Genomic DNA, 20806 nt, shown 5'->3' with positions numbered 1-20806 from the left:
CAGAGCCAGACGGCGTTGGGGAGTTCAGACAATCGAAGATCCATCCGTAGCAGCACGGCTTGCCCGCGGTGGCAATCTCATGAACGTCACCGCCGGCAAGCCGGACTGCTACAAGTCAACGTACGGAGGAGAAAGCGTTGTTGAATCCCCTGTAGCAGGACGGCTTGCCGGCGGTCACGACTTCAAAGACGCCTCCGCCGGCAAGCCGGACTGCTACCGGATCAGCCTTAGAGATTGAACACCGTCACCAGCTTGGTATTCAGATAAGCCTCGATGGCCTCGGTGCCACCTTCAGACCCATAACCCGAATCCTTGACGCCACCGAACGGCACTTCCACCAGGCCGATCCCCTGATGGTTGATCGACAGCATTCCCGCCTCGATACGCGTGCTGAGGATATGCGCAGTCTTCATCGACGAGGTGAACGCATACGACGCCAGGCCGAACGGCACCCGGTTGGATTCCTTGACCGCGTCTTCCACGGTGTCGAACGGCACCAGCAACGCCAGCGGCCCGAACGGCTCTTCACTCATGACGCGCATTTCAGTGGTCAGGCCGCTGAGCACGGTCGGTGGGAAGAAATAGCCAGGGCCTTCGATGGCCTCACCGCCGGTGTGCAGTTTCGCGCCCTTGTCGCAGGCATCCTTGACCAGCGCCGACAACGCCGGCGCGCGACGTTCGTTGGCCAGCGGGCCCATCGTCACGCCCTGCTCCAGGCCGTTGCCGACCTTGACTTCGTGGGTCAGGCCGACGAACTTCTCGACGAACGCGTCGAAAACCCCGCGCTGCACCAGAATACGGGTCGGTGACACACAGACCTGCCCGGCGTTACGGAACTTGGCACCGGCCAGGGTCCGGGCGGCCAGGTCGATATCGGCATCGTCGAACACCAGCGCCGGGGCATGACCGCCCAGCTCCATGGTCGCGCGCTTCATGTGCTGACCGGCGAGCGCCGCCAGTTGTTTGCCCACCGGGGTGGAGCCGGTGAACGTGACTTTCTTGATGGTGGGATGCGCGATCAGGTAGCTCGAAATCTGCGCAGGATCGCCGTACACCAGACCGATGACACCGGCAGGTACTCCGGCGTCAATAAAGGCACGGATCAGTTCGGCAGGCGATGCCGGGGTTTCTTCCGGGGCCTTGACGATGATCGAGCAACCGGCGGCCAATGACGAAGACAGCTTGCGCACCACCTGGTTGATCGGGAAGTTCCACGGGGTGAACGCCGCGACCGGACCGACCGGCTCCTTGATGACTTTCTGTTCGACGGAGATGTTGCGCGACGGCACCAGGCGGCCATAGGCGCGACGCCCTTCTTCAGCCAGCCAGTCGACGATGTCGGCAGCGGCCAGGGTTTCCATGCGCGCCTCGGCCAGTGGCTTGCCCTGTTCCTGAGTCATGATGCTGGCGATGTTGTCGACGCGATCGCGCAGCAGGTTCGCGGCTTTCTGCATGATCTTGTAGCGTTCATAAGCCGGCGTACTGCGCCAGGTTTCGAAGCCACGCTCGGCGGCGGCCAGAGCCTGATCCAGATCGGCGATGTTGGCGTGGGCAACGGTGCCCAGGGTTTCCGCCGTCGCCGGGTTGATCACGTCAAGGGTGCGGCCGTCTTCACTCGCGCGCCATTGGCCATCGATATACAGCTGAACGTCTGGGTACATAAACAAGCTCCGGATGTGCCTTCAAGAGGCAGGAGAAGAAAAGGCAGGGCGGCCAATTTACGGGCATATGCCAGCAAGGGTCAAGGCAGCCCGGCAGGATATATGACGATGGCAATTCAACAGAACTGCATCAGTTGCTGCGCGTAGGCGCTGAGCACCTCGCGCCGCATCGAAAAGCTGGCGTACTTGCCTTCGCGCAACGTGGCGATCAACCCGGCACGTTCCAGCTCCTTGGTGTGATGAGAGACGGTCGCTGCGCTGACGGGATGAACCTTGAGCAGTTCGGCGCAGGGGACGGGATCCTGAGAAGCGCTGATCTGGACCAGGATCTGATACCGCCTGGGATCGGCCAGCGCGCGGGAAATCAAGGAAATCTGCAGATCAGTCAGCGGAAAGTGATGTGCATTGCTCATGAAGATCGTTTCACCCCAGTTGCAACCTCCTTGTCGAGAGTCATGGTCAGTGTCACTGACGTCCCCGAATGCCAGGCCCTGATTTCGACGCCCGCGAGTACCTCAAGGTTCACCGGCAACAGAATAAGCGCCTGGCACAGACCCGCGAAGCATTTTCTGGCATGCTGCGCGCCCTTTTTTTTCAAGGCACTGGCGCGTGTTCCTGCGCCGTTTTTGTACACAATTTACAAAGAAATTGTTTTTCAATGTGTCGACATGTTGTAGAGTCGCCAAACCTGACCAAGCAGACAACTTTTGCGTGCAGGTCAGTCCAGCGTCAACTGCAAAGCCCACGACCGTATAAAAACAAATGGCAGGCTAAACATGACCACACCGCAAAGCACACCTTCATCACGCCCCGCATCCGCCGGAACAGACCTGATTTACGGCCTCAATGACCGGCCTCACTTCACCGCCGCGATCTTCGCCGCACTGCAACATGTGCTGGCGAGTTTCGTCGGCATCATCACGCCGACCCTGATCGTCGGCAGCGTGCTGGGCCTGGACAGCGAAGTGCCCTACCTGATCAGCATGGCGCTGTTCGTCTCAGGCCTCGGCACCTTCGTTCAGGCCAAGCGATTCGGCCCCGTCGGCTCAGGACTGCTGTGTCTGCAAGGCACCAGTTTTTCCTTCCTCAGCGTGATCCTCAGTGCAGGTTTTCTGGTAAAGAGTCGCGGCGGCGGCACCGAGGAAATCCTCTCGACCATCTTTGGCGTGTGTTTCTGTGCCGCCTTCGTCGAAGTGGTGCTGAGCCAGTTCATCGGCAAGCTGCGCAAGCTGATCACTCCGGTGGTTACCGGCACGATCATCACGCTGATGGGCCTGTCACTGCTCAAGGTCGCCATGACCGACATGGCCGGCGGTTTCGGCGCCAGCGATCTGGGTTCAGCCACCAATCTGGGCCTCGCCGCGCTGGTGCTGGGCACCATTGTGGTCCTCAATCGTTTCAATATTCCGTTGCTGCGCCTGAGCGCGATCATCATCGGCCTGACGCTGGGCTTTTTCGTCGCATGGTACCTGGGCCGCGTGGATTTCACGCACATGCCGCAAGTGCCGGTCATGAGCATTCCGCTGCCGTTCAAATACGGATTCTCGTTCGACCTGCTGGCGTTCATCCCGATTGCCGTGATCTTCCTGGTATCGCCGCTGGAAGCCGCGGGCGACCTGACCGCCAACTCGATGATCTCCCAGCAGCCGGTCAGCGGGCCGGTGTACATCCGCCGCATCAAGTCCGGTTTGCTGGCGGACGGCCTGAACTCGGTCATGGCGGCCACATTCAACAGCCTGCCAATGGTGACCTTCGCTCAGAACAACGGGGTGATTCAGCTGACCGGGGTCGCCAGCCGCTACGTGGCGTTCTTCATCGCCGGCATTCTGGTGTTGCTGGGCCTGTTCCCGATCATTGGCGCGGTGCTGCAACTGATGCCCAAGCCGGTGCTGGGTGGCGCGACACTGATCATGTTCGGCACCGTGGCCGTGGCGGGAATCAAGATTCTTTCCGAAGCCGGGCTGCACCGACGCAACATGCTGATCGTGGCGATTTCGCTGGGCATGGGCCTGGGTGTGGCGGCGGTCCCGGAAGTGCTGCGCGAGTTGCCCAAGGCGCTGCACAACATCTTCGAGTCGCCGATCACCGTGGGCGCGTTCTGCGCGATCGTCCTGAACATCTTTCTGCCCGAAGAGCACGTCGAGGTCGAGGTCACCGAATTCGACCCTGAAGCCTCTACCGTCAAGGTGTTGCAGGATCCCGTTCATGAGTCCGGCAAAAGCCCCGAAACAGAACCTCTCTCCCCCCGCGCGGTCGCACAGTTGAACCGCTAGGCTGATGGGCAGGGGCGTCATTGCGTCCCTGCCCGGCCCGGCAACTGGAGCGCCACAATGCCGCTACGCCCGATTCGAACCCTGTTCGCCTGCCTGCTCATGGTGGCGTTGAGTGCCTGCGCACTGTTTCCCAACCGCGACCCACTGAACATCAACGTTGTCGGAATCGAGCCATTGCCAGGGCAGGATCTTGAAATCCGCTTCGCAGTGAAGCTGCGCCTGCAGAACCCCAACGACGTGGATATCCAGTACGACGGCGTGGCGCTGAACCTGGACGTCAACGGCAAGCTGCTGGCCTCAGGCGTCAGCGATCAGAAAGGCACGATCACGCGGTTTTCCGAAGGGGTCCTGACCGTGCCCGTGACGGTTTCAGCGTTTGCCGCGCTGCGTCAGGCGGTGGGGCTGGCCGACCAGAAGAGTCTCGACAACCTGCCCTATGAGCTACACGGCAAACTGGCAGGCGGGTTGTTCGGCACCATGCGCTTTCATGACAGCGGCACGCTGAGCCTGCCGCAGCCGGCGGGCGGGAGCTGGTAGGAAATCGGGTAACGCTCAGCCGCGGGCGGCCGCCACCAGACGATTGACCTCGGCACGCACCATGTTGGCGTACTCGGGCGGAGACATGCCGTCCAGTTCGCCGCGCACCCACTCCGACCACTTGCCCTTGCGTTTGGCGCGCTCGCCCATCAGCCGGGCGGCTTCGCCTTTGGCCTTGCCCAGGTTGCTCTGCCACAGCTCGAACAGGCGGGACTTCTCGTCCTCGATCTCGGCACGCTCGGCAAGAGATTTGTTGGCCAGGTTGAAACTCATGACGTTTACCTCTGTGTGCAAAAACAAAACGCTCCATGGCAGGCCGACAGCCGCTCAGAAGCGTCGGCATCTTACACCCGACTGCGTAGATGCCCGATCACATTCGTCGCACTTTTTACGCCGCCGCGCAAATACGCTGCAACTTTTCCAGACCCGCGCGACTCCATTGCTCACTGCCATCATCAACTGAAGGAAATTTGCCATGGCTCGTAAAACTGCTGCCCAGAACGCCGCCGAACAGATCAAGGATCAGGCTTTCAGCGAACTGGCCGCCCTCATCGAAGAGTCCGACAAACTGCTCAAGGACAGCGCTGCGCTGGTCGGCGAAGAGGCAGAAACCGTACGTGAGCAGCTGAGCCTGAAACTCAAGCAGGCCCTGGAGTCAGTTGGCAGTGTGCGTGAACGCACCAAGCCTGCCGTCGAAGCCACCGAAAACTACATCGGCGGGCACCCTTGGCAGACCGTTGCCGTTTCCGCTGGTTTCGGTCTGGTGGTGGGGTTGCTGCTGGGTCGCCGTTGATCGGGGCAGCAAAAACGCTGCTCGTCTCGGAAAGACATGAGCACTTGTAGCAGTCCGGCTTGCCGGCGGCGGCGATCTTGAGGATCTCGCCGCCGGCAAGCCGGACTGCTACAGGGAAGATGTGAGCACCGATCCTCACCCCTGCCGCTGCGGCACCACGGCTTGCAGCAATCGTCCGAAATGATCGGCGCTGAATGTCACCGGCTCCGAGTCTTTGACCCCCACGGTTTTCTTCAGCATCCAGTCGCGATGCCCAGCCTCGCGATGCAGGCTGTATTTTTCCTGCCCGTGCAAGCTCACCCCGGTCACCGAAAGACCCACCTGCCCTTTCGGCCCCATCGCATCAGGCACGAACGCCACTTGATGAGCGCCCAGCAGGAAACTCATGCGGCGGGTGCGAAACGGTGAATTTTCGTCGGGATAACCCTTGCTCTGGGCCAGGTGCGGCTCGTACTCGAAGCTCGTCTGACCCGCATCGACCAAGGGTTTGAGCCAGTCCTCGATTTGCCGATACAGTTCATCGATGCTGGCATTCCATTGCGCCAGGTCATCGTGAAAACGTTGGTGCTTCTGTTCCTCGTAGCGCTGATGGGCCATCAGCAACTCACTCAGGCGTTGAATCTCGTCCATAACGGCGATTCCCGGTTCACGTGCCCGAGTATTCGGGCGCATGAACTGAGGGTGGCACAGCCACGGTGGGCTGTCGCGTTAATCGTCGGGAGACGGTCAGGGGCGGGGCGCAATGACTTCAAGTTGCGACAGACGATGGCCTTTGACCAACGCGGCATCGATATCGGTCTTGGCTTTTTCGGCGACGTCCTGAGACTCGAACGGCCCGATCATCACCACTTCCTTGCCATCGACCTTGACCACGTATGAAGGATAGTGGTGCTCGACCAGCCAGTAGGTCATGTCGCTCAGCGCTTCTTTCAGGTGGACACGAATGGTCCATTGCGGCGAAGCCGGCGTCGGGGCTTCTGCGACTGAATCGGTTGTCTGGACCTTGGCCGGAGTTGCCGGCTTGCCGCCATCGCAGCCCGCCAGCATCAATACCGCCACCATCATTGCCATCTTGCGCACGTCTGTCGCTCCTCGTCTGAAGTGGCGAGAGTCTACCACCGAGGACAAGGGCGAGCGCTCAATTGACGGACTGACCAGCGGCGAACACCCACCGACGGCCAGTCCCCGGCCCTCAGCCCTGCGACTTTCCGACGCGGGCGGGATTCAGCGAATCGTTGCCAGTTGTTGCCGGCGTGCGAACCTTGCCTGAGCGTTCGTTCATCGCGGCAATTTCCTTCGCGGCCTTGGCCTTGTCGAAAGAGCCGTCCCATTTGGCGATGGCGATGGTGCCGATCCCGTTGCCGATCAAGTTGGTGACCGCACGCGCTTCGTTGAGGAAACGGTCGACCCCCAGCAACAACACCAGGCCGATCATGGGAATGCCGTGGAACACCGACAGCGTCGCCGCCAGCGTGACGAACCCGGCGCCAGCCACGCCCGCCGAGCCCTTGGAGGTCAGCAACAAGACGCCCAGCACGGTCAGTTGATCCCACAGGGTCAGCGGCGTGTTGGTGGCCTGGGCGACGAAGATCGCCGCCATCGTCAGGTAGATGCAGGTACCGTCGGAGTTGAAGGTGTAACCGGTGGGCAGGACCATGCCGACCACGGACTTCTCGCAACCGAGCTTCTCCAGTTTGACCATCATCCGTGGCAGCACCGCTTCGGTGGAGCAGGTCCCGAGGGTGACCAGAATCTCGTCCTTGAAATAACGCAGGAACTGCATCAGCGGCAGGCCGGACCAGCGGGCGACGGCGCCGAGGATCACCACGACGAAAATCAGCGTCGTTGCATACAGCGCCACCAGCAGTTGCCCCAGCGACAGCAGCGTACCGATGCCGTATTTGCCGATGGTGAACGCCATCCCTGCCCCTGCACCCAGCGGTGCCAGGCGCATGACCATGGCCACCACGCGAAACAGGCTCTGCAGCAGCATGTCGATGACGTTGACCAGCGGCTTGACCGGCTCACCAATTTGCACCAGCGCCACGCCCATCAGCACCGACACCAGGATCACCTGGAGCATCGCGCCTTTAGCGAAGGCGTCGAACAGCGTGGTCGGGATGATGTTCATGAAGAACTCCACCACCCCGCCCTGCGACGCCGCAGCCTGGGTGTAGCCGGAGATGGCGCTGCCGTTGATGGTGTTGACGTCGATGTTCATGCCCACGCCGGGCTTGAGGATGTTGACCACCACCAGGCCGATGATCAACGCCAGGGTCGAGAGCACCTCGAAGTAGATCAGCGCCTTGGCACCGATGCGCCCGACTTCCTTGACGCTGCCCATCTTGGCAATGCCGACCACCACCGTGCCGAAGATGATCGGCGCCAGCAGCATCTTGATCAGTTTGATGAAACCGTCGGCGAAGGGTTGCAGCTTGGCGCCGATGTCGGGAAGAAAGAAGCCGATGGTGCCGCCGATGACGATACCGATCAGCACCTGGACGTAGAGCTGGGAATACCAGCGTGTCGAAGCCTGTTCCATGGGATGCCTCACTGTTGTTTTTGTATGAGGGGAAAGGACAGCTTGTGAGCGATAGAAGACTTGTAGGAGTGAGCTTGCTCGCGATTGCGGTGTGTCAGACACATCGCCGGTGACCGACATACCGTGATCGCGGGCAAGCGCGCTCCTACAGGGGAGCCGCGTGATGGTTACGCACCCTCACCCAATTCACGCATCACGGCGTACAGTGCCGACTTGGCCTCGAAGCCCACCCCCGGGATGTCCGGCAGGCCGACGTAGCTGTTCTCGACACGAATACCGTCGGCAAACCCACCGAACGGCTGGAATACGTCCGGGTAGGATTCGTTGCCGCCCAGATGCAGGCCGGCGGCGATGTTCAGCGACATCTGATGGCCGCCATGGGGGACGACGCGGCGCGAAGACCAGCCCAGCTCTTTCATCACATCCAGCGTGCGCAGGTATTCCACCAGACCGTAGGACAGCGCGCAGTCGAACTGCAGGAAATCGCGATCAGGGCGCATGCCGCCATGGCGCAGCAGGTTGCGGGCATCCTGATGGGAGAACAGGTTTTCACCGGTGGCCATCGGCAGATCATAGTGATTGGCAAGCTCAGCCTGCAGTGCGTAGTCCAGCGGATCGCCGACTTCTTCGTACCAGAACAGGTTGTACGGCTTGATGGCTTCGGCGTAGGCAATCCCGGTTTTCAGGTCGAACCGGCCGTTGGCATCCACCGCCAGACGCTGGCCGTCACCCACCACTTCCAGCACCGCTTCGATACGACGCAGGTCTTCGGCCAGCGGCACGGCGCCGATCTTCATCTTTACCACGTCGTAGCCACGGTCAAGGTAGCTCTGCATTTCGGCCTTGAGCTTGGTCTGGTCCTTGCCGGGGTAGTAATAACCGCCTGCCGCGTAGACCCAGACCTTGTCGTCCGCCACGCCATCGCGATAACGGTCGGCCAACAGTCGATACAGCGGTTTGCCTTCGATCTTCGCCACCGCGTCCCACACCGCCATGTCGATGGTGCCCACCGCCACCGAGCGTTCACCGTGACCGCCCGGCTTCTCGTTGGTCATCAGGGCTTTCCAGATGGCGAATGGGTCCAGGTTGTCGCGCTCTTTGTCGATCAGCGATTCAGGGTCGGCTTCCAGCACCCGGGCCAGGAAACGGTCACGCATCAATGCGCCCTGGCCGTCGCGACCATTGGGGTTGACGCCGGGGCCGCGCACCGGTTTGCCGTCGCGGATGACGTCGGTCACCACGGCGACCGCCGAGCAGGTCATCTTGGAGAAGTCGATGTAGGCATTGGCAATCGGCGAGGCGATGGAAACGGTTTTCTCGCGGATATCGACGATACGCATGGGTAACTCCTGTTGTTATGGATGAGGCGTTTTCGTGAGTGCTTTCGTAAATAGCGGCAGCAGGTGATGGGTTCACTCTAGGGCTGGACCTTTGTCTGCGGCCAATGCTAAAAACGCGGCACTCAATGCGCGGACGGCATCACGATGGAATTGGTCTGGCTGGAAGATTTCAATGCACTGGCGCAAAGCGGTAATTTTTCCCGCGCCGCCGAATTGCGCCACGTCACCCAACCGGCGTTCAGCCGCCGGATTCGGGCGCTGGAGACGTGGGTCGGGGTCGATCTGTTCGACCGCACCACCCAGGGCGCCACGCTGACCGATGCCGGTCGGCACATGCTCGGCAGCGCGCAAGAGATGACCCGTCGTCTGTACCAGATGCGTCAGGAAGCCCGCGAAGTCGCCGGAAAAGAAGCCCGTACGCTGCATTTCGCGGCCACGCATTCGCTGTCGTTCACCTTCTTTCCGGGATGGGTGCGCGGCGCCGAACGCAGCAGCCCGATCGAGGCGATACGGCTGCACTCGGACAACATGCGGGTCTGCGAACAGATGTTGCTGGGCGGCGAAGTGCAGTTTCTGCTGTGCCATCAGCATCCGGACGTGCCGCCGCAATTTCCGGCTGAATCCTTCCATTCCAAAGTGGTGGGCAGTGATTGGCTGATGCCCTTGCAGGCGCCACCGGCCGAACCCGTTACAGGCGCCGAACCGCTGTCGCTGCTCGGTTACACGGCCGAATCAGGACTGGGGAGAATCGTCTCGGCGCGGCTGCGTCAGGAGGCGTCGCCGCCGAGCTTGCACACCGTGTTCAGCTCGCACCTGGCGGCCGTGTTGCTGTCCATGGCGCTGGAGGGAAAAGGCTTTGCGTGGCTGCCAGGAACCCTGGCCGAACCCGAGATCGCCAGTGGCAAACTGGTCCGCGCCCTGGATGAACACTGGGACATTCCGGTGGAAATCCGGCTGTTCCGTCCGACCATGGCCTTGAGCAATTTTGCCGAGGCATTCTGGGCTAAGTTGTAACCCCCCGTCAGCAAGCCGGACTGCTATGAAAGGGTGTACGCAGCGCGATCAAGCCACAGAATGGCTTACGCAGCGCATGAAAAAGCCCCGCGATGCTGGCGGGGCTTTTGGTCGGCGTTCAGCGGCTGGCGAAGTACATGGTGACTTCGAAGCCGATACGCAGGTCGGTGTAGGTCGGTTTGGTCCACATAGGCAGCACTCCCTGACAAGACCGGAACAGCCCGGCAGCCTTGTTATACCCCAATGTGAAAACCCTGCAAGACTGCCAGACGCGGCACATCGACACCTGTGCACGACGCATCCGCTACACCTGTAGCAATGCCGCATCGGTTGTCGCGCGACCCTTGTCCACGGGGTTGCGCGACAGTCGCGTCCCAGACGCGTTCGCTTGCGCGGCCACCACCGGGTACGGGATTTGCTGAGGCGTTTGTGCATCACGGGATTTTTTTTGTAACAGGCGCTTTATTTCGCCAACGGCTAGTCTGATGCTCAGGCCTGCCGCCCGAACCGCTCGCGCAGGCCTGCCCCCCGCTATGAAAAACAATAATTCATGCGCTGTCACCGCAAGGCCGCAGACGCATCAGGAGAATCGCCATGTCCTTGCAGACCACGGGAAACGGCCCCGCTGATCTCAATGCCTTCGTCGGAGACTATTTCCCCGACCGCAGCCTGCCTTCCGATGGCCTGATCGTGCAGTCGTGGTATCGCAGCGTCGTCGAGCACGGCCTGAAGCCCGCCAGTCGCGGCCACAAAGTCATCCTCAGTGCCGCCGAGATTCATCGCCATCAGGAATTCCACCACGACTACATGTCCATCGCCGGACAGGGTGTCAGCGGCCTGGCCAAACGCGTCGGTCTGGCCGGGTTTGCCGTGCTCCTGAGCGACGAACACGGCATCGCCCTCGACTCACGCGTGCCCACCTCCGGCAGCGCCTATGCCGACTCCGGCCTGATCGTCGGCTCGCGCTGGGACGAGTCGCTGGTGGGCACCAACGGCATCGGCACCGGCCTGGCCTCGGGCAGTGCGCTCATCATTCACCGCGACGAGCACTTCCTGCGGGAGAACGACCGACTGAGTTGCTCGGTCTCGCCGATCTTCGATTCCCTGGGCAACGTCCGTGGCTGTCTCAACGCCTCGTGCCTGAACAGCAACGGTCCGAAAGAAGCGCAATACCTGACCCTGCAACTGGTCATCATGTATGCGCGGATGATCGAAAACGCCTACTTTCGCCACAGCCATCGCAACACGCTGACCCTGATGATCAAGCCCTGTGAGGAGATCAGCGACCTGGCCAACGAGCAGTTGCTGGCGCTGGACGATCACGGCCGGGTGATCGGCGCCAATCGCGCAGCCTTCGTCGAACACCAGACCCATGGCCACGGCCTGTTGCTGGGTCGCAGGCTCAGCGACCTGTTGCCGGTGGACGTCGATGAGTTGCTGCGCCTGTGCAATGGCGGCGCCAATGCTACCCGGCTGCGTGCCGGGCAACGTCTGGTGGAAGTCGGCCTGCGCATGCCGGTCAAGGTGCGCGCACCCCTTCAGCCGCAACCGCAACCGCAACCGCAACCGGCGGCGATCATCCACCGTGCGCCGACCCTGGAGCGTCTGGCGGGGGCCGATACCCGCTTGCAAAAGAGTGTGACGCGTTTGCACAAGGTGCTCGACAAGGATCTGCCCATTCTGATCAACGGGGAAACCGGCACCGGCAAGGAGGCCTTCGCCCGGGCGATTCACCTGGCAAGCGCACGGCGCAGCGGCCCCTTCGTGGCGCTCAACTGCGCGGCCATTCCGGAAACCCTGATCGAGAGCGAGTTGTTTGGTTACCGCAGCGGCAGCTTCACCGGCGCGAACAAGAAAGGCATGAAAGGCAAGCTGGAGATCGCCAATGGCGGCACGTTGTTTCTCGACGAAATCGGCGACATGCCCACGCATTTGCAGACCCGTTTGCTGCGCGTGCTGGCCGAACGGGAAATCTCGCCGCTGGGGGCCGATACGCCGCTGCCGCTGGACATCCAGGTGATTTCCGCGACCCACCAGAACCTGTCGCATAGGGTGGCCGGCAAGACCTTTCGCGAAGACCTGTTCTATCGCCTCAACGGCATGACCCTGCAGTTGCCCGCGTTGCGTGAGCGCAGCGACCTCCGCTCGTTGATCGAGTCGGTGCTACGCGATCAGCCAGGTGGGGAACACTGCCGGATCGATGCGACGAGCATGAAACTGCTGAGCCGTTACGACTGGCCGGGCAATATTCGGCAGTTGATCAACGTGCTGCGCTATGCGGTGGCGCTGGCTGACAATGGCCATATCGATGCCGAGTGTCTGCCGGATGAAGTGCTCGATGAGCGACAACATGGGCTACAGGCCCCGGTGCAGAATCGCCCGCCGCTGGCCAGACTGACGGCCGATGACGAAGGCCAGCGCTTGCTCGAAGCCTTGCGCCGGCATCAATGGAACATCACCGGGGTGGCCGATGAGTTGGCGGTGGCAAGATCCACGTTGTATCGCAAGATGAAGAAGTACCGGATCGTGCCGCCGAATCGCGTCGATCAGGCGCACTGAAAAACCCTTGTGGCGTGAGCGTGCTCGCGATAGCAGTGTGTCAGTTGCAAAAGCAGCCACCGACACAAATCAATCGCGAGCACGCTCACTCCTACAAGTTTGGGGCCGGGTATGGGGTCAAATCTGGATATACACCACATGGGTATGGGTGAACTCATACACCCCGTGCTTGCCATCCGCGCCGCCGATCCCGGATTTGCGAATCCCGGCGTGGAAGCCCTGCATGGCTTCGAAGTTCTCGCGATTGATGTAGGTTTCGCCGAAGTCGATCTCATTGCAGGCGCGCATCGCAGCGCTGAGGTCGCGGGTGTAGATCGATGAGGTCAGGCCGTATTCGCAGTCATTGGCCAGGGCAATGGCTTCGTCCAGGTCGTCGACGATCTGGATCGGCAGCACCGGCCCGAAGATTTCCTGACGCATGATTTCCATGTCCTGACGGCAGTTGGCGAGGACCGTCGGCTGGTAGTGGAAGCCCTTGCCATTCTTGTCGGCAATCGCGCCACCGGTGATCACTTGTGCGCCATCGCCGACGGCGGTCTTGACCATTTGTGCGACCTTGTCCAGACCGGCCCTGTTGACCAGCGGCCCCATGTCCAGCCCCTCCTCGGCCAATGGATCGCCGTATCGGGTTGCGGCCATCGCCGCACTGACCTGCTCCACGAACTGATCGGCAACTTTGCGCTCGACGTACACCCGCTCGGCGCAGTTGCAGACTTGCCCGGTGTTGATCACCCGCGAGGCCGTAATCGCTTTGACCGCTAGGCCCAGGTCGGCATCGGCCAGTACGATGGCCGGTGCCTTGCCGCCCAGTTCCAGATTGAGTTTGGTGATGTTGTGTGCGGCAGCGGCCATGATGCGCTGGCCGGTCGCGACACTGCCGGTGAAGTTGACCATGTCCACTTTCGAACTGGCGCTCAGCGCGTTGCCCACCGTGGCGCCCTTGCCCGAAACGATGTTGACCACGCCTTTGGGCAGGTCGGTTTCGGCGAGCAGTTTCGCGAATTCAAAGCAGTTGATCGGGGTTTCTTCGCTCGGTTTGATCACGATGGTATTGCCGGTGATCAACGCCGGCGCGAGCTTGCGCGCGATGAGGAAGAACGGGAAGTTCCACGGCAGAATCCCGGCCACGACCCCCAGCGGTTTGCGGAACACGAAGATGTTTTCCCCTGGCCGGTCGCTGGTCAGGATTTCCCCTTCCAGACGGCGACCCCACTCGGCCATGTAATCCAGATAGTCGGCTGTGAAATTGACTTCGACCAGCGCCAGCCCCAGCACCTTGCCCTGTTCGGCGGTGATGATCCGCGCCAGACGGTCGGCGTTGTCGCGCACCTTGCTGGCGATGCGACGCAGATAGCCTGCGCGTTCGTTGGCCGGTTTTTTCGCCCAGCCCTTTTGGGCCGTACGCGCAGCCGCGAGGGCGCGTTCGACTTCACTGAGGCTGGTTTCGGGAACAGATCCCAGCAGCTCGCCGTTGGCCGGGTTGAAGACTTCGATCAGGTTGTCGCCGGCGCTGAACGCCCCGTCGATGTAGCTTTGGTAGATCGGTAATGAAGTGCTCATGTGTTCTGCCTCTGTCTTGAATTAGGGAAAACTTCCCCCGTAGCGGTCCGGCGTTCCGTTTGCCGGCGCTGGCATCCTCACCATCGCTGCCGCCGGCAAACCAGACTGCTACAGAGGTCATAACCACCGACTACTGCGCCGCAGCGGTCTTCGCCGATGCCATTTCTTTCTTCAGATCGTTGGCGCGCTTGATGATGTATTGATGCACCAACTCCACCTCGTCCGGCTTGAGCTCGTCGGCGAACGACGGCATGCCGTCATTGACCCGCCCGCCGTAGACGATGCCGAGGAACATCTGATGGTTTTCCTTGCTCAGCATCCGCAGATCGGGCAGCACGCCGCCACTGATGGCGTTGATGCCGTGACAGGTGTCGCAGTGGCCGTTGAACAGCGCGCGGCCCTTGTCCACCTGCTCGGTGGTGCCGGTAAACGCCGGTGGATCGACCTTGCGATCCGCGTATTTGTATTTCAGGTCAGGCAGCTTCGCCGTGCCGCCGAGTTTGTAGGTCAGCACCTGCGCGTTGGGCTTGGCCCCGGCGCGCAACGACAAGGCCCCGGCGAAAGTCGAAAACGCCCCGCCCCAGCCGGCCATGAACGTCACGTATTGCTCGCCGTCCACCTCGTAGGTCACAGGCCCTGCCATCACCCCGGTATTGGCCGGCTGTTCCCACAGCACCTTGCCCTTGTCCGCCGAATAGGCGACCACGCGCCCATCCGCCGTGCCCTCGAACAGCAGGTTGCCCGCCGTGCTCAGGGTCCCGCCGTTGAAGATCGTCGAGTACGGCACTTCCCAACGCGCTTCCTGTTTGAGCGGGTCCCAGGCGATGAGCTTGCCGGTCCAGGTGTCGGCCAGTTTGCGCAGGCCTTCCGGGTCTTCCGGCATCATTCCGGTGTTGACCTGCAACTGGTACATGCTCTTGAACTTCTTGCGCGGCGGCTGGCCGTCAACGTCCTGATACAGCGCCGACATGATGTGCGCCGGGATGTAGACCAGGCCGGTCTGAGGGTTATAAGACATCGGTTGCCAGTCATGGGCACCCCAGAACGCGGGCTGGACCAGCAGCGCTTTCTTCTCCGGATCGCGCCAGTAGACCGCGGCTTTCTCATCGACGATGGGCCGACCGGTCTTCATGTCGACCCCGGTGGCCCAGTTGATCGGCACGATGTTCTTGGCCGACAGCAACTCGCCGGTCTTGCGGTCGATGACGTAGAAAAAGCCGTTTTTGGGCGACTGCATCAGCACCTGGCGTTCTTTGCCGTCGATCTTCAAGTCAGCCAGCATGATGTGCGCGGTGGCGGTGAAGTCCCAGGCGTCACCCGGCGTGGTCTGGTAATACCAGACGTACTCGCCGTTGTCCGGATTGATCGCGACGATGGACGACAGGAACAGATTGTCGCCCTTGCCTTCGGAGCGCAGACGCGGGTTCCACGAAGACGCGTTGCCGACGCCGATGTACAGCAGATTGAGTTTCGGGTCGTAGGACATCGAGTCCCAGACCGTACCGCCACCGCCCTGCTCGACGAACTTGTCGCCGAACCAGGTCTTGCTGGCGATTTCCATGGCCTTGTTTTCCGGTGGCAGTTTCGGATCGCCCGGCACGGTGAAGAAACGCCAGTCCTGTTTGCCCGTGTCGGCGTCATAGGCGGTGATGTAACCGCGCACGCCGTACTCGGCGCCGCCGTTGCCGATGATCACCTTGCCTTTCACCACACGCGGGGCGCCCGTGATGGTGATCGAGCGATCAGGGCTGGTGCGGGTGTCCACCGACCAGACCTTCTGCCCGGTCTTGGCATCGATCGCCTCCAGACGGCCGTCGAGCACACCGACGAAGACTTTTCCACCCCACACTGCAACGCCCCGGTTCACTGCATCGCAGCACGCTTCGCCGGCGCGGCTACGGTCGGACTGCGGGTCGTACTTCCAGAGCAATTTGCCATTGCGCGCATCCAGTGCATAAACCACCGAGAACGGCCCGGTGGTGTACATCACCCCGTCGACCACGATGGGTGTGGCTTCCACACCCCGGTCGATGTCCAGCTTGTAGGTCCAGGCCAGGCCCAGTTTGTCGACGTTGCCGTCATTGATTTTTTTCAGAGGGCTGAAGCGCTGTTCGTCGTAAGTGCGCCCGTGGCTCATCCAGTTACCGGGTTCCTGATCGGCAGCGCCGATCCGCACGCCGTCCACTGCGGCAGGGGTTTGATCGGCGTAACTGGGCAGCGTGCAGGCAATGCTCAGGGCGACGGCGCTGAGCAGCAAACGGGTCGGGGCGCCGGCAAGGTGAAAGTGTTGGCCAAATCGGTTCATGAGGCTCTCCGTTCTTATTAGAACCGGGGGCGTATGTGCCCCGGCTGAAAACCCAGAGAGCAAGCGCTGTGCCACGCGAGATAAACCGCTGTGTTTCAATTACTTATGCACACGAAAGGCAGCGCGAGCCGGCGCTGTCGCGCTACACTTGTCGCGTTTTCGGCAACACACGTCGCAACAACTTGTGCACGGAGACGACCGAAAACGTGGTTTTATTCACGGGTTTTCTACATATCCCCTGACCGGCACCGAACCCGATGCTGGCAAAGTGGTCAATCTTTCATTCGAACTTACCTGCGTGCGGTTCATGACATCAGCCACACTCCACCAGCATTCGTCCTGCGTCGGGAAAGCCACTGGCGTGATCCCGTCGTCGAGCATTCAATCCTGCAAAGCCGGCCTATCGTGAACACCTCACCCTCTTCGACCACCGCACCCACGCCCCAGGACGATCCCGCTCAGTGGATCATCTGCGAGCACTGCGATTCGCTGTACGAGGCTCAGCCCCTGAACAAGGGCGAGTCGTCTTATTGCCTGCGCTGCGCAGCCATGCTCGACCGCGGTCACCGCATGAGCATCGAACAGATGCTGGCGCTGAGCATCGCGGCGGGGATCATGTTCATCTTCGCCAACGTCTTTCCGGTCATCAGCATCAGCATGAAAGGCCTGTACAACGAGGTGACCCTCTGGGGCTCGGTCCATGCGCTGGCGCAGGGGCAGATCACGTTGATCGCACTGGTCGCCGGGCTTGCGATCATTCTCGCCCCGGCGTTGCAGATCGCCCTGCTGTTCTGGGTGCTGGTGCATGCCCATCGCAACGAGATCGCCCCAGGCTTCAAGAGCTGCATGCGCGCCCTCGAACATTTGCGGCCATGGAGCATGCTCGAGGTCTGTCTGCTGGGCATTCTGGTGTCGATCGTCAAGCTGTCGGGCATGCTCGACGTCCATCCCGGCGTGGGGTTGTGGGCAATGGGGATGTTGATGGTGCTGATTCTGCTGATTGCCGGAAAGGACATCCGCAGGCTATGGACCGAGCTGGGAGTGGAACCGGAATGAACGGCATCCCCTTCGCTCGCGAACGCAAGGTCACCCTCTGCCATGTGTGCAGCTACGTCTGCCCGCAGGACGCCCACGAGTGCCCGCGTTGCGAGTCGGCGGTTCATCAGCGCAAACCCAATAGCCTGGCGCGCACCTGGGCGTTCCTGATCGCCGGGCTGATTTTCTATATCCCCGCCAATACCATGCCGGTCATGTTCACCACGCTGCTGGGCAGCGCCAGTGAAAACACCATCATGAGCGGTGTGATCGAGTTCGCCGAAGGCGGCTCCTGGGACATCGCAATTCTGATCTTCATCGCCAGTGTGCTGGTGCCGTGCATCAAGTTTCTGGTGCTGGGCATGTTGCTGGTGACCTGTCAGCGGCGCAGCCAGTGGGCGATGCGCGAACGTTCACGGCTTTATCGCTTCATCGAGCTGATCGGCTACTGGTCGATGCTCGACGTACTGGTGGTCGCGCTGGTGGCAGCGCTGGTCCAGTTTCGCGGGCTCAGTACCATCGAGCCGCGCCTGGGCATTCTGTTCTTTGGTTTGGTGGTGGTGATGACGATGTTCGCCGCCATGAGTTTCGATCCCCGGTTGATCTGGGACGCAGAGGTTGAAGATGTCTGATAACACCCTACCCCCATCAGCGCCGACACCGGCACGACCCCAGGTCAAGGCTAGCAAGGCGCGTATCTCCCTGGTCTGGCTGGTGCCAATCGTTGCCGGCATCATCGGCCTGTCGATGGTCATCCACGACTTCCTCAACGTCGGCCCCAAGGTCGTGGTGAGTTTTCTCACCGCAGAAGGCCTGGAAGCCAAGAAGACTCAGGTCAAATACAAGAACGTGGTGATCGGTACGGTAACCGACATCGATCTGAGCGAAGATCGCACGCATGTGCTGGCGACCATCGAACTCAACCAGTCGGCCGCGCCATTTACCCGCGCCGATTCGCAATACTGGGTGGTGCGCCCACGCATCGGCGCCCATGGCGTGTCCGGCGTCGACACCCTGCTGTCCGGCGCGTTCATCAGTGCCGACGCCGGCAGCTCGGAGAAGACCGAGAAGAATTTCACTGGCCTTGAGACCCCGCCGCCCGTGACCTTCGGCGAGAAAGGCAAGCGCTTCATCCTGCATACCGACGACCTTGGTTCGCTGGACATCGGCTCGCCGGTCTACTTCCGGCGGATTCAGGTCGGCCAGGTCGTGGCCTATGAGCTGGCCAAGGACGGCAAGGGTGTGGACATCGAAATTTTCGTCAGTTCGCCCAACGATCAATTCGTGCTCACCGATTCACGTTTCTGGAACGCCAGCGGTATCGATGTCAGCGTGGGCGCAGCAGGTCTGAAGGTCTCGACGCAATCGCTGACGTCGATCATCTCCGGCGGCATTGCGTTTCGCGAACCCAAGTACAGCCCCGATGCCAAGCCCGCCGAGAGCAACGCCGAATACAAGCTGTTCGAAGATCAGGCCACCGCGCTGGCGCCACCCGATGGCGAGCCGAAATACATCCGCATGCGCTTCAATCAATCCTTGCGTGGCCTGGTGGTCAACGCACCGGTGGATTTCCTGGGGGTGAACATTGGCCGTGTTGTCTCGGTGGACCTGGACTACGACGCCGCCACCGGAACCTTCCCCGGTGTCGTCGGTGCGGTGATCTATCCTCAGCGCCTGGGCGGCGCCAACGACAAGCTCAAAGAGCAGGCCGGTGGCGGCGATGAAGAAGAACTGACCTCACGTATACTTGGACGCTTCGTCGAGCGCGGTCTGCGCGCCCAGATCCGCAATGGCAACCTGCTGACGGGACAGTTGTATGTGGCGATGGACTTCGATCCCAAAGCACCGAAGATCGCTTACAACGCTAAAGCCCGGCCGCTTGAAATTCCGACTACCGGTGGCAGTTTCGACAAGTTGCAGGAGCAACTTCAGGCGTTCGTCGACAAGTTAGGGAAAATTCCTATCGATGAACTGGCCAAGAACCTCAATGGCAGTCTGGTCGAACTTCAGAAGACCATGAAACAGGTCAACAGTGATGTTCTGCCACAAGTACGCGGTACTTTGCAGCAGGCACAGAAAACAATCGGCAACGCCAATGCCACGTTCTCGGATGACTCTCCGGCACGTCAGCAACTGGGTCAGGCCATGGAAGAAGTTCAGCGCACTGCCCGCTCGGTGCGCGTACTCACCGACTTCCTCAGTCGCCATCCTGAATCGCTGATCCGTGGCCGCACCGGCGACGCCGCGCCCGGCTCGTACAAAGGTTCTTCCTCTTCCCGTGAAATCGCTCCGGAGCCTGTGCAATGACTGTGCGTTCTCATCTACTGATTCTGGCCTGCGCGCTGGGCCTGGGTGCCTGTGCCTCGACGCCGACGCATTACTACACGCTGATCGCGCCGGCGACTCAGGCACCGGCCACCCCCGTTCGGGCGCCGTTTCAGTTCGAAATGCAGCCCGTGCTGATGGCCGTGCAGGTCGATCAGCCGCCGCTGGTGGTGCGTCAGGGGGACGGCAGTCTGGCCATTCTGGAGAACGAGCGCTGGGGCGCGCCGCTGGGCGATGAGTTCCATGATGCGCTGACCGGGCAGCTGGAACGCCGCTTTGGCTCCCGCGACCTGGCCGGACTGCCCAAGCAGAGCGACGAGCCGGTGCTGACCCTGCGAACCGATGTACGGCGATTCGAATCCGTACCTGGCCAGTACGCGCTGATCGACGTGGTGTGGAATCTGAGTCTGCGCGGCGACGGCGGCGGTAAACGACAGACACTGACCTGCAGCAGCGTCATTCGCCAGCCTGCCGGCATCGGCATGGAAAGCCTGGTACTGGCCCACCAGAAGGCTGTCTCCAGCCTTGCCGATACCATCGCTAAAACCGCCACTGACTGGGTTCGGCAGCCGGGTAACCGCTGCCCTTCCTGACCCTTCACCTGCACCGAAACCGGGCACTCCCCCTCCGTGCCCGGGGGCGATTTCAAAGGTGCAGCGCAATGCTTCCTACCCTCGAAACGAGCGCAGAACGTAGTCGAATTACGATATTCCGGATAACTACATTCATACGTTTGTTTACCGAAAGCCTGTCCAAATCCTTAGATTGGATCCACAATGCGTTCCAATTGATCGTATTGTCGGACCAAAACGCGCCGTACTTTGGCACGTTAAAAACTAGATATAACACTCTAATCCAATTA

Annotated in this window: 20 protein-coding genes; 10 read left to right on the top strand and 10 right to left on the bottom strand. The window is 61.2% G+C overall.

Annotated features, from left to right (window positions below):
- Positions 1-79 precede the first annotated feature (79 nt).
- Positions 80-238: a hypothetical protein gene (locus tag D3M70_RS31860; RefSeq protein WP_165869711.1), complete on the top strand. Its 159-nt coding sequence runs from the start codon at positions 80-82 to the stop codon at positions 236-238.
- On the opposite strand, the gene D3M70_RS01425 is transcribed toward D3M70_RS31860, so the two are convergent.
- The gene (locus tag D3M70_RS01425; protein ID WP_120123739.1) at positions 228-1661 is read right to left on the bottom strand and encodes an NAD-dependent succinate-semialdehyde dehydrogenase; all 1434 of its coding nucleotides are present in this window, start codon (positions 1659-1661) and stop codon (positions 228-230) included. The genes D3M70_RS31860 and D3M70_RS01425 overlap by 11 nt on opposite strands.
- A gap of 116 nt (positions 1662-1777) precedes the next feature.
- A complete protein-coding gene (locus tag D3M70_RS01420) occupies positions 1778-2074 on the bottom strand; it encodes a helix-turn-helix transcriptional regulator (RefSeq protein ID WP_120123737.1) in 297 nt (98 codons plus the stop codon).
- 363 nt (positions 2075-2437) lie between these two features.
- Here D3M70_RS01420 and D3M70_RS01410 point away from each other — a divergent pair, with 363 nt between their 5' ends.
- Both D3M70_RS01410 and D3M70_RS01405 read left to right on the top strand, forming a co-directional pair.
- Entirely contained in the window at positions 2438-3934 is a 1497-nt protein-coding gene (locus tag D3M70_RS01410; RefSeq protein WP_120123734.1) for a nucleobase:cation symporter-2 family protein, read from the top strand.
- A gap of 57 nt (positions 3935-3991) precedes the next feature.
- The gene (locus tag D3M70_RS01405; RefSeq protein WP_120123732.1) at positions 3992-4471 is read left to right on the top strand and encodes an LEA type 2 family protein; all 480 of its coding nucleotides are present in this window, start codon (positions 3992-3994) and stop codon (positions 4469-4471) included.
- Between the two features lie 15 nt (positions 4472-4486).
- Here D3M70_RS01405 and D3M70_RS01400 read toward each other — a convergent pair whose 3' ends face one another.
- Positions 4487-4744 (bottom strand): hypothetical protein, encoded by a 258-nt coding sequence (locus D3M70_RS01400; protein WP_120123731.1) that lies wholly within the window; start codon positions 4742-4744, stop codon positions 4487-4489.
- Between the two features lie 202 nt (positions 4745-4946).
- Here D3M70_RS01400 and D3M70_RS01395 point away from each other — a divergent pair, with 202 nt between their 5' ends.
- Positions 4947-5264 carry a YqjD family protein gene (locus tag D3M70_RS01395; RefSeq protein ID WP_120123729.1) on the top strand — a complete coding sequence of 106 codons (318 nt, stop codon included), beginning with the start codon at positions 4947-4949 and terminating at the stop codon, positions 5262-5264.
- Between the two features lie 135 nt (positions 5265-5399).
- Here D3M70_RS01395 and D3M70_RS01390 read toward each other — a convergent pair whose 3' ends face one another.
- The 4 genes from D3M70_RS01390 to D3M70_RS01375 all read right to left on the bottom strand — a co-directional run bounded on the left by D3M70_RS01390 (position 5400) and on the right by D3M70_RS01375 (position 9146).
- Positions 5400-5894, bottom strand: coding sequence for a hypothetical protein (locus D3M70_RS01390; protein ID WP_120123727.1), 495 nt, complete (start codon positions 5892-5894; stop codon positions 5400-5402).
- 96 nt (positions 5895-5990) lie between these two features.
- The gene (locus D3M70_RS01385) at positions 5991-6344 is read right to left on the bottom strand and encodes an SPOR domain-containing protein (RefSeq protein ID WP_120123725.1); all 354 of its coding nucleotides are present in this window, start codon (positions 6342-6344) and stop codon (positions 5991-5993) included.
- Between the two features lie 112 nt (positions 6345-6456).
- Complete coding sequence (dctA, locus tag D3M70_RS01380) at positions 6457-7806, bottom strand: C4-dicarboxylate transporter DctA (RefSeq protein WP_256659657.1); 1350 nt, start codon at positions 7804-7806, stop codon at positions 6457-6459.
- Positions 7807-7973: 167 nt separating this feature from the next.
- Entirely contained in the window at positions 7974-9146 is a 1173-nt protein-coding gene (locus D3M70_RS01375; RefSeq protein WP_120123724.1) for a mandelate racemase/muconate lactonizing enzyme family protein, read from the bottom strand.
- A 144-nt stretch (positions 9147-9290) separates the two neighbouring features.
- On the opposite strand from D3M70_RS01375, the gene D3M70_RS01370 reads away from it, so the two are divergent.
- Positions 9291-10160, top strand: a complete 870-nt coding sequence (locus tag D3M70_RS01370; protein ID WP_120123722.1) for a LysR family transcriptional regulator — start codon at positions 9291-9293, stop codon at positions 10158-10160.
- A gap of 118 nt (positions 10161-10278) precedes the next feature.
- Here the strand turns inward: D3M70_RS01370 and pqqA are convergent, their stop codons facing one another.
- Positions 10279-10350, bottom strand: a complete 72-nt coding sequence (pqqA, locus tag D3M70_RS01365; protein WP_074750225.1) for a pyrroloquinoline quinone precursor peptide PqqA — start codon at positions 10348-10350, stop codon at positions 10279-10281.
- Positions 10351-10754: 404 nt separating this feature from the next.
- On the opposite strand from pqqA, the gene D3M70_RS01360 reads away from it, so the two are divergent.
- Positions 10755-12719 (top strand): sigma-54-dependent Fis family transcriptional regulator, encoded by a 1965-nt coding sequence (locus tag D3M70_RS01360; protein ID WP_120123720.1) that lies wholly within the window; start codon positions 10755-10757, stop codon positions 12717-12719.
- Positions 12720-12836: 117 nt separating this feature from the next.
- On the opposite strand, the gene aldA is transcribed toward D3M70_RS01360, so the two are convergent.
- Positions 12837-14279, bottom strand: coding sequence for an aldehyde dehydrogenase (gene aldA / locus D3M70_RS01355; protein ID WP_120123719.1), 1443 nt, complete (start codon positions 14277-14279; stop codon positions 12837-12839).
- A 130-nt stretch (positions 14280-14409) separates the two neighbouring features.
- Positions 14410-16584 carry a PQQ-dependent dehydrogenase, methanol/ethanol family gene (locus D3M70_RS01350; RefSeq protein ID WP_120123717.1) on the bottom strand — a complete coding sequence of 725 codons (2175 nt, stop codon included), beginning with the start codon at positions 16582-16584 and terminating at the stop codon, positions 14410-14412.
- Between the two features lie 405 nt (positions 16585-16989).
- Between D3M70_RS01350 and D3M70_RS01345 the strand changes: the two genes are divergently transcribed.
- Genes D3M70_RS01345 through D3M70_RS01330 form a run of 4 tightly spaced genes read left to right on the top strand, consistent with a single transcriptional unit; the run spans position 16990 to position 20537 of the window.
- The gene (locus D3M70_RS01345) at positions 16990-17640 is read left to right on the top strand and encodes a paraquat-inducible protein A (protein WP_256659656.1); all 651 of its coding nucleotides are present in this window, start codon (positions 16990-16992) and stop codon (positions 17638-17640) included.
- Positions 17637-18251 (top strand): paraquat-inducible protein A, encoded by a 615-nt coding sequence (locus D3M70_RS01340; RefSeq protein WP_120123715.1) that lies wholly within the window; start codon positions 17637-17639, stop codon positions 18249-18251. The genes D3M70_RS01345 and D3M70_RS01340 overlap by 4 nt, the downstream gene beginning before the upstream one ends.
- Positions 18244-19926 (top strand): intermembrane transport protein PqiB, encoded by a 1683-nt coding sequence (locus D3M70_RS01335; RefSeq protein WP_120123714.1) that lies wholly within the window; start codon positions 18244-18246, stop codon positions 19924-19926. Before D3M70_RS01340 ends, D3M70_RS01335 begins: the two co-directional genes overlap by 8 nt.
- A complete protein-coding gene (locus tag D3M70_RS01330) occupies positions 19923-20537 on the top strand; it encodes a membrane integrity-associated transporter subunit PqiC (RefSeq protein ID WP_120123712.1) in 615 nt (204 codons plus the stop codon). Before D3M70_RS01335 ends, D3M70_RS01330 begins: the two co-directional genes overlap by 4 nt.
- The last annotated feature ends 269 nt before the right edge of the window (positions 20538-20806 follow it).

It is taken from the genome of Pseudomonas sp. LS-2 (assembly GCF_003605735.1).
Classification (GTDB): domain Bacteria; phylum Pseudomonadota; class Gammaproteobacteria; order Pseudomonadales; family Pseudomonadaceae; genus Aquipseudomonas.
The sequence above is the reverse complement of the archived record's forward strand: the minus strand, read 5'-3'. Positions and strand labels throughout refer to the sequence as shown.

Coding starts and splice junctions, on each gene's coding strand:
- D3M70_RS01410 (WP_120123734.1), top strand. CDS start 2,438: ATGACCACACCGCAAAGCACACCTTCATCACGCCCCGCATCCGCCGGA.
- D3M70_RS01420 (WP_120123737.1), bottom strand. CDS start 2,074: ATGAGCAATGCACATCACTTTCCGCTGACTGATCTGCAGATTTCCTTG.
- D3M70_RS01330 (WP_120123712.1), top strand. CDS start 19,923: ATGACTGTGCGTTCTCATCTACTGATTCTGGCCTGCGCGCTGGGCCTG.
- D3M70_RS01390 (WP_120123727.1), bottom strand. CDS start 5,894: ATGGACGAGATTCAACGCCTGAGTGAGTTGCTGATGGCCCATCAGCGC.
- D3M70_RS01370 (WP_120123722.1), top strand. CDS start 9,291: ATGGAATTGGTCTGGCTGGAAGATTTCAATGCACTGGCGCAAAGCGGT.
- D3M70_RS01350 (WP_120123717.1), bottom strand. CDS start 16,584: ATGAACCGATTTGGCCAACACTTTCACCTTGCCGGCGCCCCGACCCGT.
- D3M70_RS31860 (WP_165869711.1), top strand. CDS start 80: ATGAACGTCACCGCCGGCAAGCCGGACTGCTACAAGTCAACGTACGGA.
- D3M70_RS01375 (WP_120123724.1), bottom strand. CDS start 9,146: ATGCGTATCGTCGATATCCGCGAGAAAACCGTTTCCATCGCCTCGCCG.
- D3M70_RS01425 (WP_120123739.1), bottom strand. CDS start 1,661: ATGTACCCAGACGTTCAGCTGTATATCGATGGCCAATGGCGCGCGAGT.
- D3M70_RS01395 (WP_120123729.1), top strand. CDS start 4,947: ATGGCTCGTAAAACTGCTGCCCAGAACGCCGCCGAACAGATCAAGGAT.
- D3M70_RS01400 (WP_120123731.1), bottom strand. CDS start 4,744: ATGAGTTTCAACCTGGCCAACAAATCTCTTGCCGAGCGTGCCGAGATC.
- D3M70_RS01340 (WP_120123715.1), top strand. CDS start 17,637: ATGAACGGCATCCCCTTCGCTCGCGAACGCAAGGTCACCCTCTGCCAT.
- aldA (WP_120123719.1), bottom strand. CDS start 14,279: ATGAGCACTTCATTACCGATCTACCAAAGCTACATCGACGGGGCGTTC.
- D3M70_RS01405 (WP_120123732.1), top strand. CDS start 3,992: ATGCCGCTACGCCCGATTCGAACCCTGTTCGCCTGCCTGCTCATGGTG.
- dctA (WP_256659657.1), bottom strand. CDS start 7,806: ATGGAACAGGCTTCGACACGCTGGTATTCCCAGCTCTACGTCCAGGTG.
- D3M70_RS01360 (WP_120123720.1), top strand. CDS start 10,755: ATGTCCTTGCAGACCACGGGAAACGGCCCCGCTGATCTCAATGCCTTC.
- D3M70_RS01335 (WP_120123714.1), top strand. CDS start 18,244: ATGTCTGATAACACCCTACCCCCATCAGCGCCGACACCGGCACGACCC.